The 23830-nt window shown below is 61.1% G+C and carries 30 protein-coding genes, 1 tRNA gene and 1 pseudogene; 9 read left to right on the top strand and 23 right to left on the bottom strand.

The window, feature by feature from the left end:
* Both H0V34_11295 and H0V34_11290 read left to right on the top strand, forming a co-directional pair.
* Nucleotides 1-460: APC family permease (locus H0V34_11295; protein MBA2492246.1), on the top strand; the 460-nt coding region annotated here is incomplete at its 5' end.
* Nucleotides 461-505: 45 nt separating this feature from the next.
* On the top strand, nt 506-961 hold the full coding sequence (locus H0V34_11290; protein ID MBA2492245.1) for a CopD family protein: 456 nt from the start codon (nt 506-508) through the stop codon (nt 959-961).
* A 30-nt stretch (nt 962-991) separates the two neighbouring features.
* Here the strand turns inward: H0V34_11290 and H0V34_11285 are convergent, their stop codons facing one another.
* From H0V34_11285 to pcnB, 6 genes are all read right to left on the bottom strand, one after another.
* On the bottom strand, nt 992-1372 hold the full coding sequence (locus H0V34_11285; protein MBA2492244.1) for an aspartate 1-decarboxylase: 381 nt from the start codon (nt 1370-1372) through the stop codon (nt 992-994).
* Nucleotides 1369-2310: a pantoate--beta-alanine ligase gene (locus H0V34_11280; protein ID MBA2492243.1), complete on the bottom strand. Its 942-nt coding sequence runs from the start codon at nt 2308-2310 to the stop codon at nt 1369-1371. The genes H0V34_11285 and H0V34_11280 overlap by 4 nt, the downstream gene beginning before the upstream one ends.
* A gap of 61 nt (nt 2311-2371) precedes the next feature.
* The gene (gene panB / locus H0V34_11275) at nt 2372-3184 is read right to left on the bottom strand and encodes a 3-methyl-2-oxobutanoate hydroxymethyltransferase (protein ID MBA2492242.1); all 813 of its coding nucleotides are present in this window, start codon (nt 3182-3184) and stop codon (nt 2372-2374) included.
* Nucleotides 3181-3849, bottom strand: a complete 669-nt coding sequence (locus H0V34_11270) for a deoxynucleoside kinase (protein MBA2492241.1) — start codon at nt 3847-3849, stop codon at nt 3181-3183. Before H0V34_11270 ends, panB begins: the two co-directional genes overlap by 4 nt.
* Nucleotides 3849-4346: a 2-amino-4-hydroxy-6-hydroxymethyldihydropteridine diphosphokinase gene (gene folK, locus H0V34_11265; GenBank protein ID MBA2492240.1), complete on the bottom strand. Its 498-nt coding sequence runs from the start codon at nt 4344-4346 to the stop codon at nt 3849-3851. The genes H0V34_11270 and folK overlap by 1 nt, the downstream gene beginning before the upstream one ends.
* Nucleotides 4339-5643 carry a polynucleotide adenylyltransferase PcnB gene (gene pcnB / locus H0V34_11260; GenBank protein MBA2492239.1) on the bottom strand — a complete coding sequence of 435 codons (1305 nt, stop codon included), beginning with the start codon at nt 5641-5643 and terminating at the stop codon, nt 4339-4341. The genes folK and pcnB overlap by 8 nt, the downstream gene beginning before the upstream one ends.
* Nucleotides 5644-5711: 68 nt before the next feature.
* Here pcnB and H0V34_11255 point away from each other — a divergent pair.
* Nucleotides 5712-5787 (top strand) — tRNA-Glu (locus H0V34_11255).
* A gap of 31 nt (nt 5788-5818) precedes the next feature.
* Here the strand turns inward: H0V34_11255 and H0V34_11250 are convergent.
* Genes H0V34_11250 through htpG form a run of 4 tightly spaced genes read right to left on the bottom strand, consistent with a single transcriptional unit; the run spans nt 5819 to nt 9064 of the window.
* Complete coding sequence (locus H0V34_11250; protein ID MBA2492238.1) at nt 5819-6262, bottom strand: NUDIX hydrolase; 444 nt, start codon at nt 6260-6262, stop codon at nt 5819-5821.
* A 3-nt stretch (nt 6263-6265) separates the two neighbouring features.
* On the bottom strand, nt 6266-6667 hold the full coding sequence (locus tag H0V34_11245; GenBank protein ID MBA2492237.1) for an RNA-binding protein: 402 nt from the start codon (nt 6665-6667) through the stop codon (nt 6266-6268).
* Between the two features lie 25 nt (nt 6668-6692).
* Nucleotides 6693-7166 carry a YcgN family cysteine cluster protein gene (locus tag H0V34_11240; protein ID MBA2492236.1) on the bottom strand — a complete coding sequence of 158 codons (474 nt, stop codon included), beginning with the start codon at nt 7164-7166 and terminating at the stop codon, nt 6693-6695.
* A gap of 5 nt (nt 7167-7171) precedes the next feature.
* The gene (gene htpG / locus H0V34_11235; protein MBA2492235.1) at nt 7172-9064 is read right to left on the bottom strand and encodes a molecular chaperone HtpG; all 1893 of its coding nucleotides are present in this window, start codon (nt 9062-9064) and stop codon (nt 7172-7174) included.
* Between the two features lie 206 nt (nt 9065-9270).
* Between htpG and H0V34_11230 the strand changes: the two genes are divergently transcribed.
* Nucleotides 9271-9705, top strand: coding sequence for a hypothetical protein (locus H0V34_11230; protein MBA2492234.1), 435 nt, complete (start codon nt 9271-9273; stop codon nt 9703-9705).
* A 63-nt stretch (nt 9706-9768) separates the two neighbouring features.
* Here H0V34_11230 and rplS read toward each other — a convergent pair whose 3' ends face one another.
* The 4 genes from rplS to rpsP are packed head-to-tail and all read right to left on the bottom strand — an operon-like array spanning nt 9769 to nt 11705.
* Entirely contained in the window at nt 9769-10113 is a 345-nt protein-coding gene (gene rplS / locus H0V34_11225; protein MBA2492233.1) for a 50S ribosomal protein L19, read from the bottom strand.
* A 6-nt stretch (nt 10114-10119) separates the two neighbouring features.
* Nucleotides 10120-10902 carry a tRNA (guanosine(37)-N1)-methyltransferase TrmD gene (gene trmD, locus H0V34_11220; protein ID MBA2492232.1) on the bottom strand — a complete coding sequence of 261 codons (783 nt, stop codon included), beginning with the start codon at nt 10900-10902 and terminating at the stop codon, nt 10120-10122.
* Nucleotides 10902-11411 carry a ribosome maturation factor RimM gene (gene rimM, locus H0V34_11215; protein MBA2492231.1) on the bottom strand — a complete coding sequence of 170 codons (510 nt, stop codon included), beginning with the start codon at nt 11409-11411 and terminating at the stop codon, nt 10902-10904. The genes trmD and rimM overlap by 1 nt, the downstream gene beginning before the upstream one ends.
* A 30-nt stretch (nt 11412-11441) precedes the next feature.
* Nucleotides 11442-11705, bottom strand: coding sequence for a 30S ribosomal protein S16 (gene rpsP / locus H0V34_11210; protein MBA2492230.1), 264 nt, complete (start codon nt 11703-11705; stop codon nt 11442-11444).
* A 187-nt stretch (nt 11706-11892) separates the two neighbouring features.
* Between rpsP and H0V34_11205 the strand changes: the two genes are divergently transcribed.
* Entirely contained in the window at nt 11893-12489 is a 597-nt protein-coding gene (locus H0V34_11205; GenBank protein ID MBA2492229.1) for a nucleotidyltransferase family protein, read from the top strand.
* Nucleotides 12490-12640: 151 nt separating this feature from the next.
* Here the strand turns inward: H0V34_11205 and ffh are convergent, their stop codons facing one another.
* Both ffh and H0V34_11195 read right to left on the bottom strand, forming a co-directional pair.
* Entirely contained in the window at nt 12641-13996 is a 1356-nt protein-coding gene (gene ffh / locus H0V34_11200; protein ID MBA2492228.1) for a signal recognition particle protein, read from the bottom strand.
* 115 nt (nt 13997-14111) lie between these two features.
* Complete coding sequence (locus tag H0V34_11195) at nt 14112-14879, bottom strand: 3',5'-cyclic-nucleotide phosphodiesterase (GenBank protein MBA2492227.1); 768 nt, start codon at nt 14877-14879, stop codon at nt 14112-14114.
* A 239-nt stretch (nt 14880-15118) separates the two neighbouring features.
* Between H0V34_11195 and ccsA the strand changes: the two genes are divergently transcribed.
* The 4 genes and pseudogenes from ccsA (at nt 15119) to H0V34_11175 (ending at nt 17794) form a co-directional block, all read left to right on the top strand.
* Nucleotides 15119-15928 (top strand): cytochrome c biogenesis protein CcsA, encoded by an 810-nt coding sequence (gene ccsA / locus H0V34_11190; GenBank protein MBA2492226.1) that lies wholly within the window; start codon nt 15119-15121, stop codon nt 15926-15928.
* An 8-nt stretch (nt 15929-15936) separates the two neighbouring features.
* Nucleotides 15937-17286, top strand: a complete 1350-nt coding sequence (gene radA, locus H0V34_11185) for a DNA repair protein RadA (GenBank protein MBA2492225.1) — start codon at nt 15937-15939, stop codon at nt 17284-17286.
* A 75-nt stretch (nt 17287-17361) separates the two neighbouring features.
* The gene (locus tag H0V34_11180; protein MBA2492224.1) at nt 17362-17607 is read left to right on the top strand and encodes a DUF262 domain-containing protein; all 246 of its coding nucleotides are present in this window, start codon (nt 17362-17364) and stop codon (nt 17605-17607) included.
* Nucleotides 17585-17794 (top strand): annotated as a pseudogene (locus H0V34_11175) (IS481 family transposase). Before H0V34_11180 ends, H0V34_11175 begins: the two are co-directional and overlap by 23 nt.
* 28 nt (nt 17795-17822) lie before the next feature.
* Here H0V34_11175 and H0V34_11170 read toward each other — a convergent pair.
* The 7 genes from H0V34_11170 to H0V34_11140 all read right to left on the bottom strand — a co-directional run bounded on the left by H0V34_11170 (nt 17823) and on the right by H0V34_11140 (nt 23561).
* A complete protein-coding gene (locus tag H0V34_11170; protein ID MBA2492223.1) occupies nt 17823-18728 on the bottom strand; it encodes a restriction endonuclease in 906 nt (301 codons plus the stop codon).
* Nucleotides 18729-19491: 763 nt separating this feature from the next.
* A complete protein-coding gene (locus H0V34_11165) occupies nt 19492-19638 on the bottom strand; it encodes a hypothetical protein (protein ID MBA2492222.1) in 147 nt (48 codons plus the stop codon).
* A 20-nt stretch (nt 19639-19658) separates the two neighbouring features.
* Entirely contained in the window at nt 19659-20315 is a 657-nt protein-coding gene (locus H0V34_11160) for a hypothetical protein (GenBank protein MBA2492221.1), read from the bottom strand.
* A gap of 286 nt (nt 20316-20601) precedes the next feature.
* Nucleotides 20602-21069, bottom strand: a complete 468-nt coding sequence (locus H0V34_11155) for a hypothetical protein (GenBank protein ID MBA2492220.1) — start codon at nt 21067-21069, stop codon at nt 20602-20604.
* A gap of 21 nt (nt 21070-21090) precedes the next feature.
* A complete protein-coding gene (locus H0V34_11150) occupies nt 21091-21483 on the bottom strand; it encodes a hypothetical protein (GenBank protein MBA2492219.1) in 393 nt (130 codons plus the stop codon).
* Nucleotides 21484-21846: 363 nt separating this feature from the next.
* Nucleotides 21847-22623 carry an ABC transporter ATP-binding protein gene (locus H0V34_11145; GenBank protein MBA2492218.1) on the bottom strand — a complete coding sequence of 259 codons (777 nt, stop codon included), beginning with the start codon at nt 22621-22623 and terminating at the stop codon, nt 21847-21849.
* Nucleotides 22620-23561 (bottom strand): iron ABC transporter permease, encoded by a 942-nt coding sequence (locus tag H0V34_11140; protein MBA2492217.1) that lies wholly within the window; start codon nt 23559-23561, stop codon nt 22620-22622. The genes H0V34_11145 and H0V34_11140 overlap by 4 nt, the downstream gene beginning before the upstream one ends.
* Nucleotides 23562-23830: the final 269 nt, after the last annotated feature.

Raw genomic sequence — 23830 nt, 5'->3', positions numbered from 1 at the left:
CATCATCACCGGCGCCGCGGGGATCGCCTGGTACGTACCGCTCAAGTTCCTGTCCGAGAGCTTCCTCTTTGACACCCTCTCGGCGTTGTCGCTGCTGGTTGCCTTTTACTATTCGCTGTCCGGCTTCGCGTGCGTGATCTATTACCGACGCGAGCTTCTGAAGAATGTCAGGAATTTTGTTTTTATCGGCGTCGCACCCCTGCTCGGCGCGATGCTACTGGAGTACATATTTTTCGTGTCCATGGCGAGTCTGGCCGACCCGCGCGAGTCTTACACCGGCGCCACCTTGTTAGGGCTTGGGTTACCGCTGGTGATCGGGCTGGGATTTCTGCTCTTGGGATTTATCTTCATGCTCGCGTGGCGCCTCGGCGGTCATGAACGTTACTTCGGGCGCCCCGCTTTCGAGACCGTCGAACCAGAGGTCGCCGCCGCCAAAGTCGCGGCGCAGGCGGCAAATTGAATCGGCAAATGCGATGACTTCGGGAAATTACAGGGGGAGAAATAGATGTCCGTTTTAGTAGCCATGCATGCCCTGGCCGCCGTGATCTGGGTCGGCGGCATGTTCTTCGCTTTCCTGGTGCTCCGGCCCGCGGCCGCGGGCCTGCTGGATGTACCGATGCGCGTGATGCTGTGGCGTTACGTTTTCCGGCGATTCTTCCCGTGGGTATGGGCCGCGATCGTCGTCTTGCTGGCAAGCGGCTATGGCATGATTTTCAGCCTGCCGGGCAACATGGGCGCCGCGGGCTGGCATGTGCATGTGATGCAGGCTTTGGGGATTGCGATGATGCTGCTGTTTCTGCACCTGTTTTTCGCACCGTACCGGCGTCTGATCAAAGCTGTTGACGACAGCTATTTCGAGACCGCTGCGCGCAGTCTGAATCAGATACGCGTGATTATCGGCATCAATCTGGGCCTGGGGCTCGTCGTGGTCGTAATCGCCACTGCGGGAAGGTACCTATAGCGCGCGCCGCACCGGAACTACTAGCGCGCGTTAAGCCGCCTGCACGGGAATTGCGTTGGCGGTACGCGCGATGCGGTTGGCGGCATCGACATACACAAGTGTTGGCTTGAAGCGGCTGACCTCGTTCGCTTCCAGCTCTGCGTACGCGCAGATGATCAGGCGATCGCCGGGGCTAGCGCGATGCGCGGCGGCGCCGTTGATCGATATGACGCCGCTGCCGGCTTCGGCGCGGATGGCATAGGTGGTGAAGCGTTCGCCGTTGGCAAGATTGTAGATCTGAATTTGTTCGTATTCGTGGATACCGGCGGTATCCAGCAGGCGGCTGTCGATCGCGCATGAGCCTTCATATTCAAGCTCCGAGTGCGTGACTCGGGCCTGGTGAAGTTTAGCCTTGAGCATGGTTAGCCTCATGTGTGCTTCCTCATATGCGTCGACGGTTGGATGTCGGTGGTTGGGCCTTCCGCGGATGAGCGGCGGATTATCGGCGATAAACGGCTGTCCATCAATGTCACACGGATATTATCGATCAAGCGCGTGCGGCCCAGCCAAGCGGCACCTAGTAAGACAAGATCGACGATCTGAGGGTTCGGCACGCTCAGATCACTGGCGTCGCGAATGCTCACGTAGTCGACGCGGAAACCCTGCGCCGAAAGCTCACGCATGGTCTGTGCCTGTAGCCGGTCGAAATCGCGCTCGCCATCGCGAATGCGGTCGCCAAGCGCGCGCAGGCACGCGTAAAGTCGCGTTGCACGGTTGCGTTTATCGGCGTCGAGATTGCGGTTGCGCGAACTCATGGCAAGCTCATCGGGCTCGCGCACCGTCGGCAGACCTTCGATTTCCACCGCAAAGTTCAGCTCCGCGACCAGCCGCCGAATGACAAGCAACTGCTGGTAGTCCTTTTCCCCGAACACCGCCACATCCGGCTGCACCAGGTTAAAGAGCTTCGTCACGACCGTAGCGACGCCGGCGAAATGCCCTGGTCGGCTCTCACCTTCCAGAATGTCGCCGAGCCGCGGCACCACCACGCGCGCCGTGTTCTCCATGCCTTGCGGGTAAATCGTATCGCTTGCGGGCGCGAACACGAGATCGGTTTTCAGTTCCCGCAACTGCGCGAGGTCAACGTCCATGGTGCGAGGATACGCCGCCAGATCTTCGGCGCGATCGAATTGCATGGGATTGACGAAGATGCTCACCACCACCCGATCTGCCCGCGTGCGGCCGTGCTCGATCAGCCTGTGATGACCGGCGTGCAGGTTGCCCATGGTTGGGACCAGCGCGATCCGCAAGCTCTCTCGCCGCCATTCGGCAAGGCGCGCGCGCAAGGTTTGGATGTCGTCGACGATGAACATGCGTGCCGGTAAAGTCGATTCGAACCGCGCCGCGTCGGCGCCTGAGAACTTGAACGTGCTGTCAAAAGCTATGTTCGGCGGCGGGAAACGTTTTGTCCTTGACCGCGCGCACATATCGACATACCGCGTCGGCGATACCGTCCGCGCCGGACAGGAAATTGCGGGAGAATCTGGGTGTCCTGTCCACGCTGACACCAAGAAGATCGTGCAGCACCAGGATCTGTCCATCGCATCCGTTGCCGGCGCCGATACCGATTACCGGGATGCCGGCCGTGGCCGAGATTTCCGCAGCCAGCGCTGCCGGCACACATTCGAGCAGCAGCAGTTCCGCGCCCGCCGCCTCCACCGCGGCAGCGGCCTCAACCATCTTCGCGGCCGCGGCGGAATCTTTGCCCTGCACGTGGTAGCCGCCGAGCTTGTGCACGGCCTGCGGTTGCAGCCCCAGATGCGCGCACACCGGAATGCCGTGCGCGCTCAATTCGCGCACGATGCCGGGCTGAGTCTCGCCGCCTTCGAGCTTGACCATCTGCGCGTGACCTTCCTGCATCAGCCGCGCGGCGTTCGACAGTGCCTGGGCGTAATTCGTGTAGCTCATGAACGGCATGTCAGCCACGCGCAACGCGCGCCGGCTGCCGCGCGCGACCGCGCGGGCGTGATAGATCACGTCGTCCACGGTGACCGGCACCGTGGTATCGAAGCCCTGAATTACCATCCCTAAGGAGTCGCCTACCAGGATCACGTCCACGCCGGATCGATCCAGCACCGCGGCGAAACTCGCGTCGTAGGCGGTCAAGCACGCGATCTTCTCGCCTTCGCGTTTCAGTCGTTTAAGCGTAGTCACGGTAACGCCGCGCTGTTCGCTATGCGCGCTCATGCATCGAGCGCCGACAGCAGCGAATTGGGCAACGGATTGAAGTAGCGGCGCGCGACGGGCAGCGCGCGGATCTGTGCCAGCAGCGCGCGATAATCGGCGTCGCCCTCGACCAGATCGATCTCCGCGGCGTTGACGATCAAAAGCGGTGCGGCCGCGTAGTTGTAAAAAAAATCAGCGTACGAGCCGTTAATCCGCTCCAGATACGCGCCATCGATGAATTGCTCGTACGCGCGGCCCCGCTTTCTGATGCGCTCCAGCAGCACACCGACCGGCGCCTGCAGATACACCACGAGATCGGGTGTGGGCGCGTTGATAGTCATGTGCTCGTAAATCTGCTCGTAGAGATCGAATTCGTGGCTGTCGAGGGTGACTTTCGCGAACAGGCGGTCCTTCTCGATCAGAAAATCCGCCACCCGCACCGAATTGAAAATATCGCCTTGGCGCAGCACTTCCATCTGCCGCGTGCGCTGCATCAGAAAAAACAGCTGCGCGGACAGCGCACCCTGTCGCGGATGCGCATAAAAGCGCGCGAGAAACGGGTTTTCGTCCGGCGCCTCCAGCAACATTTCGGCGTCGAACTCCGCCGCGAGCCGCCGCGCGAGGCTGGTCTTGCCGACGCCTATGGGGCCTTCGACGGCGATGTAACGTGGGAAGTGAGCCTGCATTAGCTGGATTCCATGCGGGAGAGTTCGCCGCGTGGACAACGCGCCGCCAGCATCTCAAGTCCGCCGTGGCCGGGAATATCGATATCGCCGGCGATCTCCAGCAGCGGATAAATCACGAACGCGCGCTCGTGCAGGCCCGGATGCGGAATCTTCAGTCTGTCGTCGTCTATCTCGCGGTCGCCATACAGCAGCACATCCAGATCCAGGGTACGCGGACCCCAGTGCTGCCCGTCGCGAGTGCGCTGGTGCGCCTGTTCGATGGACTGCAAGGCATCGAGCAGCGCGAGCGGCGCCAGGCTCGTGCTCAGCCGCGCAACGGCGTTGACGTAGTCTGGCTGGTCTGGTGGACCCATCGGCGGACTGGCATAGAGACTGGAACATGCGGTGCACGCGGTATGCGGAATGCCATCCAGGTCGCTCAGTGCCCGGCGAACACGACGTTCAGGATTGTCAAGATTACTGCCGAGGCCGACGAACACGTCGGCCTGCTCAGGCATTGGCGTTCGCGCGCGCGCTGGCGGGTTTGCGCCGCCGCGGACGCTTGCGCGCCTGGCTCACGGCGCCACGTTGCGCGTCGGTGTCCATGGTCTGCAGATCGGTCCACCACTGACAATCTTCCTGCGACGCTTCGCCAGCGGCGGCGCGTAAACACATAAAATCATAGGCCGCCCTGAATCGAGGGTGCCCCAGCAGGCGCAACGGACGCTTGCCCTGTCGCTGCCGGAAACGCGGCTGCATCTGCCAGATTTCGCGCATAGGCACGCTGAAGCGCCGCGGCAACGATGTGCGGCGAAGCTGTGCGGCGACCACCTCGTCGGCGGCGCGCTGCAAGGCGTCAATCTCGCTCAAGCCCTGCTCCATGTATCTCAGCAATCGCTCGCGCACCGGCTCCCACAGCAATACACCGTACAGAAACGACGGCGTAGCGGGCTTGTTGTCGTTGATGCGCAAATCGGTATTCTCCAGCGCCCTGGCGACGAAGGTGAGCGGAAAGCCGCCGTCTTCCTTGGTCAGCGCCAATTCGGTCATCGGGAACAGATATGACAGCAATCCGTAGTGCCGCAGCAGCTCAAACGTAGGGTGCGCGTAGCCGCCGTGAAACATCTTCAAGACTTCGTCGAACAACCGCGCCGCAGGCACGCTTTCCAGCAGGCTGCCCAGTTCACGGATGGGCGCCTCAGCCTCGGCGTGAATCCTGAAACCCAGCTTCGCGGCAAAACGCACCGCGCGCAGCATGCGCACCGGGTCTTCACGATAACGCTCCGCGGCGTCGCCGATCGGGCGCAACACGCCGGCCGCAAGGTCGGCCATGCCGCCGGTGTAATCCACGACCGAGAAATCGCAGATGCTGTAGTACAGCGCGTTGACCGTGAAATCGCGCCGCCACGCGTCCTGCCCGATGGTACCGTAAACGTTGTCGCGGACGATGCGACCGTCCCTGAGCTGGGTTTCGCCCGCGTCTTCGCCTTCCAGCAGCGCCCTGAAAGTCGCCACCTCGATGATGTAGCGCCCGAAATGCACGTGCGCCAGACGGAAGCGGCGCCCGATGAGACGGCAGTTGCGAAACAGCGCACGCACATCGTCAGGGCGCGCACTGGTAGCGATGTCGAAATCCTTCGGCTCTCGGCCCAGCAACAGATCGCGCACCCCGCCGCCGACCAGGTAAGCCTCGAAGCCGGCGTCCTTCAGCCGGTACAAAACCTTGAGGGCATATTCGTTTACATCCGCGCGCGAGACGCGGTGCTCGGCACGCGGAATAATGGCGGGATTGGGCAGGGTTTCCTCGGTGCGCACTTAATGGTTTATTATGAAATTGGCGACGCGGACATGATACCATCGCGCCCTCATCAATGCAGGTTCAGGCTCCCTTCGTCTAGTGGCCCAGGACACCGCCCTCTCACGGCTGGAACAGGGGTTCGAGTCCCCTAGGGAGCGCCACACGGATTTCAAAATATGAAGCCGCGCGCCGCTATCCCGGCGGCACTCGCAGCGGCGCGACTTCGCCCGTGTCGCGGTACCTCAAGAAATCATCCAGAATCAAACGGTGATCGAAGGCGAGTTCGAGCGCACGATCCGCCGGGTCGATGACCTTGACTGACTTCGCGTCGTCGGCCGCTTCCGGCGCGCCGGAAGCGCGCGCGACGTAAACGGCGCTGACCGAATGACCGCGATCATCGCGCAGAGGGTCCGAATAGCATCCCAGCAGATGCTTCAGTATCACGTCCAGCCCCGTTTCCTCTTTGGCCTCGCGTATCGCCGCGGCTTCCAGCGTCTCCCCGACATCGACGAACCCGCCGGGCAGCGCCCAGCCGTGCGGCGCGTGGCGGCGTTCGATCATCACCACTTTTCTTGTATCGCCGTCCAGACAGATGATGATGTCGGTGGTCAGCAGCGGCGTTTCAGGTCTTGCCATCAATTATTCCTTGCCGCTGAAACGGCGGATCTGCCGGCGCTGATGCTTGTCGGGGCGGCCTTGAGTGTGCGGCATCGCTTCGTTCAGCACGCGTCGCTGCGCCGCGTGCAACTCACGCCGCGCACGGCTGTCGGCGGTTTCGGTGTATAGCAGTTGCGCCTCGCGCGCGGGCCGACGCTGTGCGTTCAGTTCATTGACGATAACGGTCATGGCCTGGCGGCTTGACGTAATTTCCAGCCGGTCACCTGGCCGCACGAGCCGCGACGGCTTCACGCGCTCGCCACCTACATGCACCTTGCCGCCCTTGATCGCCGTCAGCGCCAGACCGCGCGTCTTGAACAGCCGCGCGGCCCACAACCATTTGTCGATGCGCAGGCCGTGTGCGGATTGATCCGCGTCTGTCATCGGCGCGTGCCCGAATAACCGCCGTCTACGTACCCTGTTCCGGCCACCGAACGATGCGCGCCTGGAGATCAACCACTGCGCGTTCCGACAAGGCGCGTCCGCGCACCGATACGCCGGCCTGGTGCACGGTAGCGGGATCGCCGGACAGCAACGGATGCCACCACGCCAGCGGCTTGCCTTCCGCCACCAGCCGGTAAGCGCAGGTCGACGGCAGCCATTTGAATTCGCTGGCGCCCGCTGGCGTCAGATTCACGCAATCAGGCACGCGGCGCGTGCGCTGCGCGTAATCGCGACACCGGCAGGCATCGATATCCAGCAGGTGACAGGCGGCGTCCGTATACGCGACCTGCCCGCTGCGTTCGTCCTCGAGTTTTACCAGGCAGCACTTGCCGCAGCCGTCACACAGGGACTCCCATTCCTGCGCGTCCATTTCCGCAAGCGTCTTGCGCTCCCAGAATGGCGGCGCGGTGCGCGAATCCGCTTGGCGGCAACGGTCCATGAAGGCTATTTCACCATATCCAGCATCAAGGTGTTCAGCCGCGCCACGAAGCCGGCCGGATTTTCCAGTTGCCCGCCCTCGGCGAGCACCGCCTGCTCAAGCAACAACTCAGCCCAGCCGTCGAAGTCTTTCTCGTCCGGGTTGTCCCTGATGCGTTCGACGATGGGATGTGTGGGATTGACCTCCAGCACCGGTCGGCTGGCGGGCATGTCATGGCCCGCCTGTTTGAGCAGATGCTGCATGTATAACGCCATATCGTGCTCGTTCAGCACAATGCAGGCAGGCGACGTGGTCAGTCGATGCGACACGCGCACGTCCGCGACCTTTTCGCCCAGCGCTTTCTTGATGCGCTCGATGAAATCCTTGGCCTCCTCCTCGACTTCTTTCTGTTCCTTCTTCTCTTCGCCGCTTTCCACCGAACCCAGATCCAGCTCGCCCTTGGCCACCGATTGCAGCTTTTTGCCTTCGAATTCGGTGAGATGCGACACCAGCCACTCATCGACTCGATCGTGCATCAACAATACCTCGACACCCTTCTTGCGGAAGATCTCCAGGTGCGGGCTGTTGCTGGCGGCAGCAAAGTTGTCCGCGGTGATGAAAAAGATCTTGTCCTGACCGTCTTTCATGCGCGCGACGTAATCAGCGAGCGAAGTCGATTGCGTCTTGTCGTTGGAGTGCGTGGAGGCGAAGCGCAGCAGTTTTGCGATCGCGTCCTTGTTACCAAAATCCTCAGCCGGCCCTTCCTTGATGACTTTGCCGAACTCGTCCCAGAACGCTTGATACTTCTCGGGCTCCTTGTCAGCCATGTCGGCCAGCAGGCCCAAGACTTTTTTCACAGAGCCAGAGCGGATGCTGTCGATGACCTTGTTGTCCTGCAGGATCTCGCGCGAGACGTTGAGCGGTAAATCATTGGAGTCGATCACCCCGCGCACGAAGCGCAAATAACGCGGCATCAACTGCTCGGCGTCGTCCATGATGAACACGCGATGCACGTACAGTTTGACGCCGCGCATATGATCGCGGTCGAACAGATCGAATGGCGCGCGCTTAGGAATAAACAACAGTGAAATGTATTCGAGCTTGCCTTCGACCCGATTGTGCGTCCACGTGAGCGGCCCCTCGAAGTCGTGCGCGACATGCTTGTAAAGCTCCTCGTATTCTTCGTCCTTGATCTCGCTCTTGGGTCGCGCCCACAGCGCCGAGGCCTTGTTGACGGTCTCCCAATCGTCCTGCACCTCGCCCTTGTCGTCCTCCTTGCGCATCTCCACCGGGAGCGGGATATGGTCGGAATATTTGGTGATGATGTTGCGCAGCCGCCAGCGGTTCAGCAGGTCATCCTCTGCTTCGCGCAGGCGCAGGGTGACCTCCGTGCCGCGCTCAGGCCGTTCCACTGTTTCGATGCTGAAATCGCCCTTGCCGTCCGAGGTCCAGCGCACGCCCGCTTCCAGGCCTAAGCCCGCGCGCCGCGTGGTCAGGGTGACCGTGTCGGCGACGACGAACGATGAGTAAAACCCGACGCCGAATTCGCCAATCATCTTCGAATCCTTCGCCTTGTCGCCGGTAAGATTCTTGAAGAACTCCCGCGTGCCCGATTTGGCGATGGTGCCGATGTTCTGAATCACCTCATCGCGACTCATGCCAATGCCGTTGTCGCGGACAGTTACGGTGCGCGCTTTCTCGTCGAAGTCGACCTGTATTTTAAGCTCCGACTCGCCCTCGAACAACGCATCGTTGGAGAGCGCCTCGAAGCGCAGTTTGTCGCAGGCGTCCGAGGCGTTGGAGATCAGCTCGCGCAGAAAGATCTCCTTGTTGGAGTACATCGAGTGAATCATGAGGTGCAACAGCTGATTCACTTCCGCCTGGAAGTCCAGCGTTTCTTTTTGCGCTTCGACGGTCATGGCAATCGGTCTCTTTAGGAAATGGATGTAACACGAGTTAATGTGGATGGCGACGGAAGAATTCAAGCCGGCGGACCGACAGGAGTAGCGACACCGCGCACTGAACTTGCATTGTGTAAACCGCGGGCCTGACCTAAACTCCGGCAACTAATGGGTAGATAAAACCCTGATGGGTAGATGGACTGGAACCATGGGGAGGTGCCACAATGCGTCCGACAATATCGATCAAGTTCAGGAGCTTAAGCCTTTGTCTCCGCCTGCTCGGCATCGCGGCGGGCGCGCTGGCGCAGCCGCAGGATGCGTTCCGCGGACTGGACCCGGCCGATGCGTTCGGCGCAAAACCCAACCGGACCGTGTGCCCGCGCATCAAGCCGTTCAAATGCGAGAGCGGCGATTGCGTGACCAACCCCACCAGATGTCAGGCCACCGGCGCATGTCCGCCCGACAAGCCGTTGCGCTGCGCCGCCGGCTCCTGCGTGAGCAAGCCGCGCGATTGCGACCGGCGTGAGCGCTGCCCTGTGGCGCGTCCGTATCTGTGCCCGGATGGCAGTTGCGCCGGGGACAGGCAGGCGTGCGTCGAGACCTGGCAGCAGCCGCAACGCCGCGTGCAGGAACGCAATCGACTGCCCAGTCTGCGGTAGTCTCGTCATCGGGCGCCAGGCACCCGGCCTTATTAAAACCCAGTCAGCCGCGCGCAGCGAACCCTAGAGCTTCTCTTTGATACGCGCGGCTTTGCCGGTCAGTCCGCGCAGGTGATAAAGCTTGGCCTGACGCACCTTGCCGCGGCGCTTGACCTTGATATCCGCGACTACCGGGCTGTGGGTCTGAAATACGCGCTCCACACCCTCGCCATGCGACATTTTCCGCACGGTGAATGCTGAATTGAGACCGCGGTTGCGCCGGGCGATCACCACCCCTTCGAACGCCTGCAACCGCTCGCGGCTACCTTCGGCCACCCGCACCATTACGGTGACCGTATCACCGGGCGCAAAATCAGGCACCTCCGCCTTGAGCTGCGCGGCTTCCAGCTCTCGTATTATTTCAGCCATCTTATGTCACTCATCGTTATTCACTCTGTCTGTGTTCAACAATCCGCTCGAATCCTTCTCCTCACGCATGAATTCATCAAGCAGACGCTGGTCGCCCGCGTTCATGACGCCGCCTGTCAGCAATTCCGGACGCCGTAATGCCGTGCGACCCAGCGCCTGCTTGCGGCGCCAGCGCTCGATGGCCGCGTGATCACCCTGCAACAGCACCGGCGGCACCGGCAGACCCTCGACGGTGCGCGGGCGCGTGTAATGCGGATAATCCAGCAAGCCGTGCATAAACGATTCCTGCGCCGCGGAGCCTTCGTCCCCCAGCGCGCCCGGCTGCAGGCGCGCGAGCACATCAATCAACACCATCGCGGGCAGCTCGCCCCCGCTCATGACGTAATCGCCGAGCGACCATTCTTCATCGATCGCGACTTGAATCAGGCGTTCATCCACACCCTCGTAGCGTCCGGCGACCACGATCATGCCGTGGCCCGCCGCCATGTGGACCAGTGCCGCCTGATGCAGTGTCCGGCCTTGCGGGCTCAAGTATATTGTCCGAGCCTCATCCGTGCGCGCTGTCCGCGCGGCACGAATCGCGGCCAGCAGCGGCTCGACCATCATCACCATCCCGGGCCCGCCCCCGTAAGGCCGGTCGTCAACACTGCGATGGACATTCGACGCATGGTCGCGCGGATTCCACGTGTGCACGTCGATAAGTCCGCGCGCCACCGCCCGGCTGGTCACGCCGTATGCGAGCACGCCGCGCACCATCTCCGGGAACAGGGTCACGACGTCGATACGCATCAGTAATCCGGCGCCCAGTCCACGCGCATCACCCGCGCCTCCAGATCGATGTCCTTGACCACCGCGCCGCGTACGAACGGGATCAGGCGTTGACGCTCGCCATCCACTACCAGCACGTCGTGCGCACCGGTACGCAGCAGATGATCGATCCTGCCAAGGCTGCGCCCCTGCAGTTCCACGACCTCCAGTCCCTGCAACTGCGCCCAGTAGAATTCGTCCGGCGGCAATGGCTCGAACTGGGAGGCTTCGACCTCGATTTCCGCGCCCACCAGCGCCGCTGCGGTATCGCGGTCTTCGACGTCTTGCAGCCGGACAACTACCGCATCGCCCTGGCGGCGGCCTTCTGCTACCGCTTTTAGCTCTTCACCGCCTGCGCGGACTAGCCGCCATGGACTGTATTGAACTATGTTTTCGCGCGGCTCGGTATACGAAAAGACTTTCACCCAGCCGGACACACCGAACAGACCTGAAACCCGTCCGATCCGCACGCGCGCCTGGCGATCGTTCATTCAGACGCCGCGCATCCGCACCCCTTTAAATCACGCGGCGGCCTCGGTTTCCGTCTTCGCGCCTTCCTTGAACAGACTCGTCACGCGCTCCGACGGCTTGGCGCCCTGCTCCAGCCAGTACCGCGCACGCTCACCATCGAAATGCAGGCGCGTCTCCTTGCCGACGGCGATCGGATTAAAGTACCCCAGCTCTTCGATGTAGCCGCCATCGCGACGCTTGCGGGAATCGGTGACGACGATGTGATAAAAAGGCCGTTTCTTGGCGCCGCGGCGCGTCAGGCGAATGACTACCATGATGTTGTCTCTTTAGGATCGATCCGGCTCGCGGCAAACGCGCGAACTCGATTAAAACCCGGCATTGTAAAAGATTGGCGTCAAAAAGAAACCTTGTGCCGATGAATTCGCGACCCGGCCGCGCGCGGTTGCGGCCGACATCAGCCTTCACCGGCCCCAATGCGGTGGGGTGCGGGCGCCTGCGCTGATGCGAATCCAGACGCAGGCGCGGGGCATTCTGCTGGCGGCGGGCGCGAGCGTGCGCTTCGGCCATCGCAAGTTACTGCGCCCATTGGCCTGCGGTACACCCGTCGGCATCGCGGCGGCGCGAAATCTGTTACGCGGTTGCGGCAGCGCGCTGGCTGTGGTCCGCCCTGACGACAAAGACCTGGCCGCGTTGTTGCGCGCCGAAGGTCTTGAAGTCATTGTCGCCGAGCGCGCATCGTCGGGGATGGGCGCGAGTCTCGCAGCCGGCGTGCTCGCAGCACCCGATGCGAATGGCTGGCTGATTGCGCTCGCCGACATGCCCTGGATCGCGCAGAACACGATACGCGCGCTTATCTCCATGCTGGGTCACGACGCCGCGCTGGCCGCGCCCAGCTACAACGGTCGGCGCGGCCATCCGGTGGGTTTCGGCCGCGCGTTCAGGGATGAACTGATTAAGCTGACGGGCGATGCGGGCGCACGCGCACTGGTGCGGAACAACGCCGGTCAGCTTCAGCTTTTTGCCTGCGACGACCCCGGTGTGTTGATGGATGTCGATACACCGGCCGATCTGTCCGCGCCACGAGACGTGTGGAATTAGAGCTTATCCCAAAATTAGGCACCGCCCTTCTGAAGGAGCATAGCGACTGAAGAACCTTGACCCAATTTAAGCACTGATACCGATTCTTCGCGGAGTTTACCGTGAACATAGTGAAAGGCTCAGAACGACCAACGGAGTTTTGGGATCGCCTCTAAAACGGCATCCCCGGCGGCAGGCGGCCCTTCATGCCGCGCATCATCTTCTGCATGCCGCCTTTGGAGAATTTTTTCATCATCTTGCGCATCTGCGTCTGCTGCTTGAGCAGGCGGTTAACGTCCTGGATCTGCGTGCCCGAGCCGGCCGCAATGCGCCGCTTGCGCGAGCCCTTGATGAGGTCTGGCGCGCGCCGCTCCTTGCGTGTCATGGAATCGATGATGGCGATCATGCGCGTCACGTCCCGGTCGCCGGACTGCGCCTTGAAATTCGGCGGCATGCCCATGCCTGGCAGCTTGTCGAGCAGACCCGCCACACCGCCCATGCTGCGCATCTGTTCGAGCTGCGCGCGCAGATCCTCGAAATTGAAGCTCTTGCCCGCCTGAAGTTTGCGCGCGAGGCGCTCCGCCTGGTTTTTATCGACGTTGCGTTGCGCGTCTTCCACCAGGGTCAGCACGTCGCCCATCCCTAAAATACGTGACGCGATGCGTTCGGGATGAAACGCCTCGAGCGCGCCCGTTTTCTCGCCGGTGCCGATATATTTAATGGGCTTGCCGGTGATGTGCCGCACCGACAACGCCGCGCCGCCGCGCGCGTCGCCGTCGACCTTGGTGAGAATCACGCCGGTCAACGGCAGCGCGTCGTTGAACGCCTGCGCCGACAGGGCCGCGTCCTGGCCGGTCATGCTGTCGACCACGAACAGGGTTTCCGCCGGCGACAGCGCGGCGTGCAATGCCTGCACCTCGCTCATCATGTCGGCGTCCACGTGGAGACGCCCGGCGGTGTCCACGATCAGTACATCTTTGAATTGCGTGCGCGCCTGCGCGAGCGCGCCTTGAGCAATCGCGACCGGCCGCTGGGAAGGATCGCTGGGATGAAAGTCCGCGCCGACCTGACGCGCCACGGTTTGCAGCTGATCGATCGCGGCCGGACGATAGACGTCGCAACTGACGACCATGACCTTCTTGCCTGTGCGCTCTTTCAGCCAGCGCGCCAGCTTGCCGACCGTGGTGGTCTTGCCCGAGCCCTGCAAACCCGCCACCAGAATGACAGCCGGTGGCTTCACGTTCAGCGCCAGACCTTCGTCGGTCGCGCCCATGGTTCGCACCAGTTCGTCGTGTACTACCTTGATAAGCGCCTGGCCGGGAGTAAGGCTTTGCAAGACATCTTGACCCAGCGCGCGCTCGCGCACCGCCCTGGTAAAATCGCGCACCACCGCCAGCGCCACGTCGGCTTCCAGCAGCGCCAGACGCACTTCGCGCAGCGCGTCTCCGATGTTTTCTTCCGTCAAGCGCGCCTGTCCGCGCAGGTTCTTGATGGTGGCGGAAAGCCTTTCGCTAAGAGAATCGAACATGATAGAGGCTCTGAATTTAGAGGCTGATCAAAACTTTAAGGAAACGACGACCGCGACTCGCGCGGTTTGCTGGATGACGTTGCCGGACGCCGACTCTTACGGGGCTGGTCAATAATTATAACTCGAAAACCTGTCCGGTCAGGAGCCGATGGAGATCGAACTGTGGCAGAAGCGCCCGCAGTTCCCGCATCGTCACGGATTCCGCACCCGGTTTCAGGTGCGTCACGTAGACGCGAGGCCGATGTTCGAGCTTCGCGAGGTCGGCCGCCAACAGCGAGGGGCAATAATGGCCCGCGGCGAGGCTTAACTCCGCGTCGGCCTCCGGAAAAGCGCATTCGACAATCAGCAGATCGAGCCGTTTATGGCGATTCAGCGCCGACCACAACCCTTTATTGGACGTGCTGTCGCCGCTGAACGCCAGCACAGCGTCGGCGCTATGGATTCGATAGGCCGCCGCGGGCACCGTATGCGTGACCTCGATCATCTCGAAGCCCCGTGCGCCTAGCACATGAGTTTCGCCGGGGGCGAGCGGCTCGAACCTGACGGCCGGTGTAAATTTGTCCGGCAACTCGAAGAAATCCGGCCAGACGTGCCAATTAAAAATATGCCGCCGCAACACGTCGTAAGTCGACGGTTGGCAATGGATTGTCAACGGCTGATCTTTAAGCTGCTCGAATACGGTATCGATCAGCAGCGGCAGCATTGCGATGTGATCGAGATGTGCATGCGTCAGAAACACGTGCCGCACGGCGCGCAATCCGGCCATGTCGAGATCACCGGCGCCGGTGCCGCAATCGACCAGCACGTCGTCATCGATCAACAGGGAAGTCGTGCGCAACCCCGCGCCAATGCCCGCGCTGCAACCGAGAATCTGTACGCGCATAATTGTGTTCATATCCGTAAGAGCGACCCGATGCTATCACGCGTTTTGCCGACAGGCTGCCAACTCCACCGCTGCGCGTTAAGATATGACACGTGGTTCACATTGCCGGCCAAGTGCCGCCTACGCAGAACCCCCATTTTTCGAACAAAGCCCCGGACAACTCGCCGGATAAATACACGACGCGCCGAGCTGCCCGCCAGTACGGGGGACGACGTCAATCGAGACGAATTTTTAATCAGATGCAATCCATCATCGGTCTGATCGCCATCGCGCTGTACCTGCTCGCGACCGGGGCCGCCGCTATGCATTTCCGCAAGCTCGCGAGCGCGCGACCTTCGAGCAAAACGCCATTGCTGGCGCTGTGGGGCGGCGCGGTGCTGCTGCACGGCATCGCAATTTATCTGCGGATCATGACGCCCAGCGGGATCAACCTGGCGTTTTTCCACGCGCTGGCGATGGTGGCGTTGCTGGTTTCCGCCATCGTGTGGCTGACGGCCATCCAGCGTCCGTTGGAAAATCTCGCGTTCATTGTGCTGCCGATCGCTGCGATCTGCCTGGCGCTGGATCAGGCCATGCCGGATCATTTCGTGATCGCCGCGCCGGCCGACAGCGCCCTGCAGATTCATATCCTGATATCGCTGCTGGCCTACAGCCTGCTCAGCATCGCCGCGCTGCAGGCGATGGTCCTGGCGGTACAGGAACGGCGCCTGCACAGCCGGCGCCCCGGGGGCCTGATCCGCATGCTGCCGCCGCTGCAATGGATGGAGCATCTGCTGTTTCAGCTCATCGGCGCCGGCTTCGTGCTGCTGACCTTGGCGCTCATCACAGGGTTCGTATTTCTGGAAGATATATTCGCGCAGCACCTGGTACACAAGACGATATTGTCCATCATCGCCTGGATTCTATTCGCCACGTTGCTGATCGGACGCTGGCGATTCGGTTGGCGCGGGCGCACCGCGATCGGCTGGACCCTGGGCGGAATCGTGGCGCTGATGCTGGCTTATTTCGGCAGCAAGCTGGTGCTGGAGCTAATCCTGCATCGCGCTTAAGAGTTCTCATGGCCGTGAAGTCGAAACTCAGCTATCAGTGCGCCGATTGCGGAGCGCTGCACAACAAATGGACAGGGCAATGCGCCGATTGCGGCGCCTGGAATACGTTGAGCGAGGTCGTCACCGCCAGCACGACCAGCCCGCGTTTTAGCAGCTACGCCGGGGAAAGCGCCGTACAGACCCTGGCCGAGGTCAATCTTACCGAACAGCCGCGCACTTTGACGGGGCTCGACGAGCTGGATCGCGTGCTGGGCGGCGGCGTGGTGCGCGGCTCGGTGGTGCTGATCGGCGGCGACCCCGGCATCGGCAAATCCACGCTTCTCTTGCAGATGACCGGCGCGATGGGCGGCGCCGACGTGCTGTATGTCAGCGGCGAGGAATCCGCGCAGCAAACCAGCCTGCGCGCGCGGCGGCTGGGCCTGGCCCACACCAGCATGCTGCTGCTGACCGAGACAGGCGTGGAGCGAATTCTCGCTACTGCGGCGGCAAGGCGCCCGCGAGTCATGGTCATCGATTCCATCCAGACGCTTTACACCGACCAGTTGCAGTCCGCCTCCGGCTCGGTCTCGCAGGTACGCGAATGCGCGGCGCAACTGGTGCGCTATGCCAAGCAGACCGACACCACTGTGTTTCTGGTCGGCCACGTCACCAAGGAAGGCGCGCTGGCCGGCCCGCGCGTGCTGGAACACATGGTCGACACGGTGCTTTACTTCGAAGGTGACTCAGGCGAGCGGTATCGCGTGCTGCGCGCGGTGAAGAACCGCTTCGGCGCGGTCAACGAGCTGGGCGTGTTCGCAATGTCCGATCGCGGGTTGAAAGGCGTGAGCAACCCCTCCGCCATCTTTCTCTCGCACCACGAGGAGCCGGTGCCCGGCAGCGTGGTGATGGTTACCCGCGAGGGCACCCGCCCCATGCTGGTGGAAATACAGGCGTTGGTGGACGAAAGTCACGTCGCCAACCCGCGGCGCGTGGCCGTGGGGCTGGACTACAACCGGCTGGCAATGCTGCTGGCCGTACTGCACCGCCACGGCGGCATCGCAATGTATGACCAGGACGTGTTCGTCAATGCCGTAGGCGGCATGCGCATCAACGAGACCGGCGCCGACCTGGCGGTGCTGCTTGCCGCGCTGTCCAGTTTTCGAAACAAACCGCTGCCGGCGGACCTTGTCGTCTTCGGCGAAGTCGGCCTCGCCGGTGAAATCCGCCCCGTCCCCAATGGTCAGGAACGTTTGAAAGAAGCCTCCAAACACGGCTTCAAGCGCGCCATTATTCCCAAGGACAACGTCGCCAAGAAAAGCGGGCTGGAGATGCAGATCATCGGCGCACGGCGATTGAGTGAGGCGATCGACACGATTTAGGCGCAATGCGCATCCGTACCTATCAAACCAACTGTGTGGAATACCGTGACATCTCAATGGCTGTAAAGGTTAAGCATGAATGATGAAGTAGAAACAGCTGGTCAGAATTCCGCGTCGATCGGAAACGATTTGCTCCCACTGCGAGCCGTATTCGATGGCGTGCAGCTTCGTGTGCCAGATTATCAACGTGGCTTTTCTTGGGACCGTGAACATGTGGAGGCACTGCTTCAGGATATCGACCATCTGTTCGCGGACGGAAAGACCACATCTCATTACACACGCACGCTGGTGCTTGACCGAAGTGCGCTATGTCAGCGCTAACGGCGGCATCCGCTGGAACAAACAATGGGTCAACGTCTCCATCACCTGCGTCGGTGAGCACGTGGGGCTGGAAGAGATCGACGATGGCATCTGGAATGTGTACTTCGGATCACTAAAACCCGGCCGTTTGCTCGAACGGCACATGCGCATCGAAGATGCTTTCGGTAGGCTTTGTCAACACCGGTGACTGTTACCTATGTCTCCGGACTTTTTTGTTACCTATCTCCCCGGCCCATCAGGTCGTGTTTGGGATCGCGGCGGTAGTTGGCGATGAATTCTTGATCGACTTCGTACGTCTTTGTGCCGCGAAGACCGAACTCGTGTTCCTCGAGCAGCTCGACCAATCGATCGCCATCAACCAATTCGATCGGTTTCGATATATCCTCCCGTGCCGCGTCACGCGCGGAATCGGTGAAGTATCCCGTTGTGAAAAAGATCCCTTTCTCGGCCCGTGTTCCAATTGCTCCACGAAACTCGCGGATCTCTTTTGGTCCCACAGCGCCGGTGTAACGTTTGCACTGGAAAGCCACCTTGGTCGTCACGAGAGGCCCAACCCGCAAATAACCTTGACCGTCGATGCCTCGATCGCCAACCTTGCCCGTGACCTCAACGTGCTCCATTCCGATGTGACGCAGTAGATCGGCACAGAATCGCTCGAACTCTTTAGAAAGAACTGCCTGAAGCAGGACGAGCACCTCCTCCTTGTATTGCTCCTCCGGCGACGTCGGCGGCTCGACGACGGTCTCGCGCTCCGCACTCCGTTTCTTGGATCCCGTACGAGCCTGCGCGTGGATCGCCACCCATTTCAAGAAAATCTGCCGCGCCTCTTCATACGCCAGATGACGGGATTGTCCGGACGCGGTGAGCATCCAAAGGCCGCGCTTGGGCGCCGAGATGAGCCCTTCCCAGTGCAAATACTTCCGAGCCCAAGCCACCTGGTTCGGGAACCGCAAGCCGCCCCCGCCTAGTTTTGCGAACCTCCTGTCGTCTGGCACCTTCGCGAGGCGCGCGACGATTTCGTAAACATCCCGAGGCGCGGCGGAACCTCCTTGCTCCCGGAGAGCGTCGAGCACGTACGGCATCCACTGTACGAATCCAGCCCCGGTCGTCGCCTTCGTCACTGCCTCTCCATGCTTTCAAGATGCCTAAACGCTCACGTTAAGCCGCCGGCCGCGCCGGAGCGAAGCGGGGGCGTGGCTGGTCTAAGACTCACAGCGGGCGGCTCAACATGTCGCTAACCTTGAGTCCTCGTTGATTTAGGCATGTTCCAAGCCTGTCTACGAGAACCTGTATTTCCAGCGCTTCGTGGATGAGATCCTCCAACCACGCGACGTTGAGGTCCGTTCTTTTGAAGTAGGCACCGTGCTTCTGACTTGATCCGAGTTTCACGGCGAAAGCCATGAAGTCATCCGTTGCACCTTCATAGTCATAATTCAGGTGCCACTCGGCGTGTAGCAATGTATTTCGCTCTTCCGCGAGGGAGGCTATTCGACCCAGCAGTTTCTTGACGCAGGCCCCATCGGCCTCATCCTGATCACAAAGTTCCGTATAGACACTGCCGAGCGCTTCTCTTAGGCCTGCAGCGGCTTTTCCGTTTATGAGTGCTTGGCATAGAGCCTAGTTCTTCAGTCCTTCTCTCTTGAACGCGCAGAAGATGCAGTTGCGCATACCCGCACAGATTCTTTCGAAGGAAACAACGAATTTGCCAAGACTGGTGAGAACCGCCTCGGCACGCTCCCGATGTTCCTTACTGTCGTATTGGTAGAACGGCACTGCAGCTCCTAAGCCCAACGTTGGAGTAAACCGCAGACATCGGCTTGCCGGTGGCAGTCGGCTTGAACGAAGGGTTAGGCGTCGTCTCTGAGAACAATTGGCTCCGAAGCCTCATCCGCCCCCACTGTTCTTCTTCTGTTCCTCCCGTTCCCTGCGTTCACGCTCTTCACGTTCCTTGCGTTCTTGCTCCCTGAGTTGACGTTCAATTTCTTCAGTCTTCTTGCGATCTTCCTCTCGCTGGACAAGTGGATCAATCATACCCTTCTCCTTTCACAGGCTCAGTTTGCGTCGGCCCAGTCTTGGGCGTCGCGCATCACGACCGAAGACGCGTTCCATTCGTTGTTCTTCTTTCCAACAACTCGGGCCTCAAAGCGGCAAACACCCGTATCGGTCTTCGGAATAGCAGCCACACAATGATCCAACACAGTTTCTCCAGGCTCAATCCACCGGTGATTTTCAAATATTCGAGATATACCAACGTCTGCCCAGTCCTTGACAACGGAGAACTCTCCCATGCCCACTTGCTTGGTGGCACGTTTCACAGTGCAAGCCGTGCCCTCTCTCTTCAACTCGACTCGCGAGAGTCCCACATTCTTAAGGACGATCGTGGCGACTATATAGGTCAGTCCGTCGCGTTCAGCAATCGAGCCTGACACTGAAAGTTCCAGTCTTGGTTGGTACGTTCTGCCTCGAAGGAAGTTGAAATAGACCCATGCACCACCTGCGATGATGGCGAGTATTGTGAAAGCTCTTTCGAGGTCTTCAAGCGCGGTGCTCACTACTTCAGCGTAAAGGCGGCTCGATTTCGTTTCGTCGCTTGGTGGCTGTTCATCGAGCTTGCACGGGGCCGCGGCCACGACTGACGCGACGGCGATCAGCCAGCCAAAGAGAATCGACCGAACCATAGTACACCGAGCGTGGATTGCTGTACTCATTGTGCGCGAATGTTGTCTCGACGCCTAACGCTTCTTGAGCAATGCAGCTCAGCAAGTGGCGTGACAGCATCGCTGGCGCGACACTTTACCTGCGCTTCCCGTCGTGGTACGGCATAAAGTCGCCAACGCTAATTGGACGACAAATTTATATCACGAAGTGTCGTAATTATTAGCGAGCGCGGTCAACGCAACGCGCCATAAGCAAGTAACTCATTGCTATCGGTTTAGGCAACCTAAAATTGCGCGGATGGATGCCGAAGTCAAACCGCCAAGGTTGCTCGATTAATTAGAAATACCCCACCAGCCGCCCGAGCAGCAATGCCGCCGACCAGCAGAGGAGCGACACGAGCGCCGTTCCGCGGGCCGCGATGGTGCTGGTGTGATTCGGTGCTGCCGCGCTGCGCTGGACGCCTCTGCGGCGAAAAACTATCGCGTTCATCACAGCGATCGCTACGAGTCCTATCTTGGCCTGAAAAAGACCGGAGGCGGCATATTCCACCGCACGGGTGATGAACAACAAAACGCCCGCGGTCACGGCGATCACAAGACCCGCTCCCGCGATAGGGGTGAGAACGCGGGACAGCGTTGCCACCGGTACCGACCGCCAAAGGCCCAGCCGTCGAAGGTCGAGCGGCACGATTGCGCCCACCAGCAGCGCGAAGCCGAGAATGTGCGCCGCATTGACCAGCGGATAAACCCATGTCGAACCCCGTAGCGATTCGGCGACCAGGGAGTTTTGCAGCTCGGCAAGCACGGCGCCGCCAACCTCGACGGATCAGGATTCGCGATCCGGGTACAAGTTGTAATCCTGGCCTTCGATCACGATCCGCTCCGCCTTGACGAGTCGCTCGGAAGCGTCCGCTGAACGATGACCGTGGACGGTCATGACCGTGCCGACAGCCAGATCTTTGTCGCTTAAGCCCGCGGACGCATCGCGCCACGGTTGACCGACCTCCACCGTCCAGATTTCGCCGTCGGCGTCCAAGGTAACCTCGCCATGCGGATTGCCGAGTAAAGTCGCTGTGATCTCGCCGGTCAACTCGAATTCCTCGCCGGTCGCCCAGGCCCAGCCGTGGTGAGCGGATACGGATGTCGTCGCGAACAGCAAGGCGGCAAGCGCCGGCAGGAACAGGCGCTCCGCGCCCGCGATGGAACCACGTTGCTTCATGATCTTCACTCCTGAGGTTTCGCCCATACCGGGTACCGGGGCTTTGAGTGAGTCACTGACGCGAAGTGCCCGAGCCGATTCAATTATTGACGCTTGCAAAAATGATTGACACCAGACAACTGTCATTCTGAGGCCGGAGGCCGAAGAATCTTCGGTAAAAAGCAGATGCTTCACTTCGAGATCCTTCGCTTTGCTCAGGATGACACGCCTGTAAAGCATTTATGAGGCTCGATAGAGCCGCAGACTCGGGATCGGGATCCGAACAGGTATGCTCAATCTTGGGCTGCCTTACCCGTCTCGCATAGGCTCGTTAAGAAAACCGATAACCCGGCGGTATCCAGCATTGCGGTTCGCCAGGCGCCTTCAATCGCCGGACGACAGCTGAACGCAGACATGGCGCTGCGACGCGAGCGCGGCAATTTCCACCTCCACGCCGTAAATCAGGCGCAGATTCTCGCGCGTGATGACCTCTTCCGGCGCGCCGCGATGTATCAATCGTCCTTCGTGTAGCAGTGCCACTTGGTCCGCGCAGGCGAGCGCCTGATCCGGATCGTGCGTCGAGAAGACGATGCCCAAGCCCTCGCGCGCGAGCCGCCTGGCGTGATCCAGCACTCGCACGCGATTACCGAAATCCAGGCTCGCGGTGGGCTCGTCCATGATCAGGAATTTCGCGCCTTGCGCGAGTGCCCGTGCGATCAGTACAAGCTGGCGCTGGCCGCTGCTCAGCTGCGTATACGGCTCATCTTTCAGTTCCGAAATGCGCAATGTAGCGAGCGCCGCCAGCGCCGCTTCGCGATCATGCTTCGCGGGCAACGCGAACAGGCCCATGCGCGCGGTACGGCCCATCAACACCGTATCCGTCACCGTGAACGGGAAGTAACCGGCCTGCGCCTGCGGCACATAGGCCATCTCCTGGGCGACCCGCCGGCGCGACCAGCCGGCGATGCTCTTCCCATCCAAAGTGACATCACCGCCTTGCGGTTTGAGCACGCCCAACAGCGTTTTGAATAGCGTAGTTTTGCCGCTGCCGTTTGGGCCCAGCAGGCACAGGATCTCACCCGTTTGCAGCGCGAGATTCACCTCGCGTCCCACGGGTTTACCGGGATAACCGAAGGCCAGTTCCCGCGCCGCCAGCCTCACTGCCACACCCGGCGCCCGGAGGCCAGCAGCCACAGGAAAAACGGCGCGCCCAGAAACGCCGTCAAGATGCCGAGCGGTACTTCGGTCACGGTCAGCGAGCGCGCCAGATTATCGACCAGCAGCAGATACATCGCCCCGAGCAACATCGACGCGGGCAGCAGGCGATCGAAGTTGGGGCCGACCAGCATGCGCGCGACGTGCGGCATGATGAGCCCGACCCACCCCACGATGCCGCTGATGGAGACCGCGGCGGCGGTGATCAGGGTCGCGGCGACAATGAAGAGCAGTCGTAAGCGCGTCGTGTCGATGCCCAGCGCGCGCCCCTCCTCTTCCTCCAGCGACATGAGATTCATGCGCCAGCGCAGCAGATAAAGCGGCGCGAGACCGATCAGCACCATCGGCAACGCGGCCTTGATATCAGCGGGATTGAGCGACGCGAGACTGCCCAGCAACCAGAACGTCATGGCCGGCAATTGATCGTAAGGATCGGCCAGGATTTTCAGCAGCGAGATCACCGCGCCCGCCAGGGTGCCCATCACCACGCCGGCCAGCACCAGCACCAGCACCGGGTCGTTGCCGCGCACGGCGACGGCGATCAAATAAACGAGGAACACGGTCGCCAGACCGAAAGCGAACGCGAACGCCTGGATCGCGATCACCGGCAGCGAGAGAAAGATGCCCAGCACCGCGCCGAGGCCCGCCCCCGCGGACACGCCAAGAATATCCGGCGATACCAGCGGATTGCGAAACATCCCTTGATACGCCGCACCGGCCGCGGCCAGCGCCGCCCCCACCAGCACCGCGCCCAGCACGCGCGGCAGACGCACCTGCACGATAACCGTCTCCACCATCGGCGGCACCGCGCCGCCCAAGGTGAGGTTTACGAGATCGCGCAGGCTGACGGGAAACTGGCCGATGGCGAACGAAGTCAGCATCATCGCCAGCAGCACGATGGCCAGCGGCCACAGGGCCAGGCGCGGCTTGATGAGAGATGGCGTAGCGATCAATGCGCCGCGGGTCCCGCGTTCTTCGGCAGCTCCGCTAATTGCATGTCGCTCAATTTCACTTGGTAGAAGCGCCGATAGAACTCACGGGCGATGTCGCGCATGTCATGATCCTGATGCGCCGATGGATAGAACAGCCGAATCAGCCATTTTATACCGATCAAACGGTTGATCGAAGGCGGCTGATCGATCCAGCCGAACGG

The organism is Gammaproteobacteria bacterium (assembly GCA_013696315.1).
GTDB lineage: Bacteria > Pseudomonadota > Gammaproteobacteria > JACCYU01 > JACCYU01 > JACCYU01.
This window is presented reverse-complemented; position numbering and strand designations above follow the sequence as displayed.

Excerpts from the sequence above, each read along its gene's own strand:
- H0V34_11290 (MBA2492245.1), top strand. The coding sequence starts at position 506 with ATGTCCGTTTTAGTAGCCATGCATGCCCTGGCCGCCGTGATCTGGGTC.
- H0V34_11285 (MBA2492244.1), bottom strand. The coding sequence starts at position 1,372 with ATGAGGCTAACCATGCTCAAGGCTAAACTTCACCAGGCCCGAGTCACG.
- H0V34_11280 (MBA2492243.1), bottom strand. The coding sequence starts at position 2,310 with ATGTTCATCGTCGACGACATCCAAACCTTGCGCGCGCGCCTTGCCGAA.
- panB (MBA2492242.1), bottom strand. The coding sequence starts at position 3,184 with ATGAGCGCGCATAGCGAACAGCGCGGCGTTACCGTGACTACGCTTAAA.
- H0V34_11270 (MBA2492241.1), bottom strand. The coding sequence starts at position 3,849 with ATGCAGGCTCACTTCCCACGTTACATCGCCGTCGAAGGCCCCATAGGC.
- folK (MBA2492240.1), bottom strand. The coding sequence starts at position 4,346 with ATGCCTGAGCAGGCCGACGTGTTCGTCGGCCTCGGCAGTAATCTTGAC.
- H0V34_11250 (MBA2492238.1), bottom strand. The coding sequence starts at position 6,262 with ATGGCAAGACCTGAAACGCCGCTGCTGACCACCGACATCATCATCTGT.
- H0V34_11245 (MBA2492237.1), bottom strand. The coding sequence starts at position 6,667 with ATGACAGACGCGGATCAATCCGCACACGGCCTGCGCATCGACAAATGG.
- H0V34_11240 (MBA2492236.1), bottom strand. The coding sequence starts at position 7,166 with ATGGACCGTTGCCGCCAAGCGGATTCGCGCACCGCGCCGCCATTCTGG.
- htpG (MBA2492235.1), bottom strand. The coding sequence starts at position 9,064 with ATGACCGTCGAAGCGCAAAAAGAAACGCTGGACTTCCAGGCGGAAGTG.
- H0V34_11230 (MBA2492234.1), top strand. The coding sequence starts at position 9,271 with ATGCGTCCGACAATATCGATCAAGTTCAGGAGCTTAAGCCTTTGTCTC.
- rplS (MBA2492233.1), bottom strand. The coding sequence starts at position 10,113 with ATGGCTGAAATAATACGAGAGCTGGAAGCCGCGCAGCTCAAGGCGGAG.
- trmD (MBA2492232.1), bottom strand. The coding sequence starts at position 10,902 with ATGCGTATCGACGTCGTGACCCTGTTCCCGGAGATGGTGCGCGGCGTG.
- rimM (MBA2492231.1), bottom strand. The coding sequence starts at position 11,411 with ATGAACGATCGCCAGGCGCGCGTGCGGATCGGACGGGTTTCAGGTCTG.
- rpsP (MBA2492230.1), bottom strand. The coding sequence starts at position 11,705 with ATGGTAGTCATTCGCCTGACGCGCCGCGGCGCCAAGAAACGGCCTTTT.
- H0V34_11205 (MBA2492229.1), top strand. The coding sequence starts at position 11,893 with ATGCGAATCCAGACGCAGGCGCGGGGCATTCTGCTGGCGGCGGGCGCG.
- ffh (MBA2492228.1), bottom strand. The coding sequence starts at position 13,996 with ATGTTCGATTCTCTTAGCGAAAGGCTTTCCGCCACCATCAAGAACCTG.
- H0V34_11195 (MBA2492227.1), bottom strand. The coding sequence starts at position 14,879 with ATGCGCGTACAGATTCTCGGTTGCAGCGCGGGCATTGGCGCGGGGTTG.
- ccsA (MBA2492226.1), top strand. The coding sequence starts at position 15,119 with ATGCAATCCATCATCGGTCTGATCGCCATCGCGCTGTACCTGCTCGCG.
- radA (MBA2492225.1), top strand. The coding sequence starts at position 15,937 with ATGGCCGTGAAGTCGAAACTCAGCTATCAGTGCGCCGATTGCGGAGCG.
- H0V34_11180 (MBA2492224.1), top strand. The coding sequence starts at position 17,362 with ATGAATGATGAAGTAGAAACAGCTGGTCAGAATTCCGCGTCGATCGGA.
- H0V34_11165 (MBA2492222.1), bottom strand. The coding sequence starts at position 19,638 with ATGATTGATCCACTTGTCCAGCGAGAGGAAGATCGCAAGAAGACTGAA.
- H0V34_11160 (MBA2492221.1), bottom strand. The coding sequence starts at position 20,315 with ATGAGTACAGCAATCCACGCTCGGTGTACTATGGTTCGGTCGATTCTC.
- H0V34_11150 (MBA2492219.1), bottom strand. The coding sequence starts at position 21,483 with ATGAAGCAACGTGGTTCCATCGCGGGCGCGGAGCGCCTGTTCCTGCCG.
- H0V34_11140 (MBA2492217.1), bottom strand. The coding sequence starts at position 23,561 with ATGATGCTGACTTCGTTCGCCATCGGCCAGTTTCCCGTCAGCCTGCGC.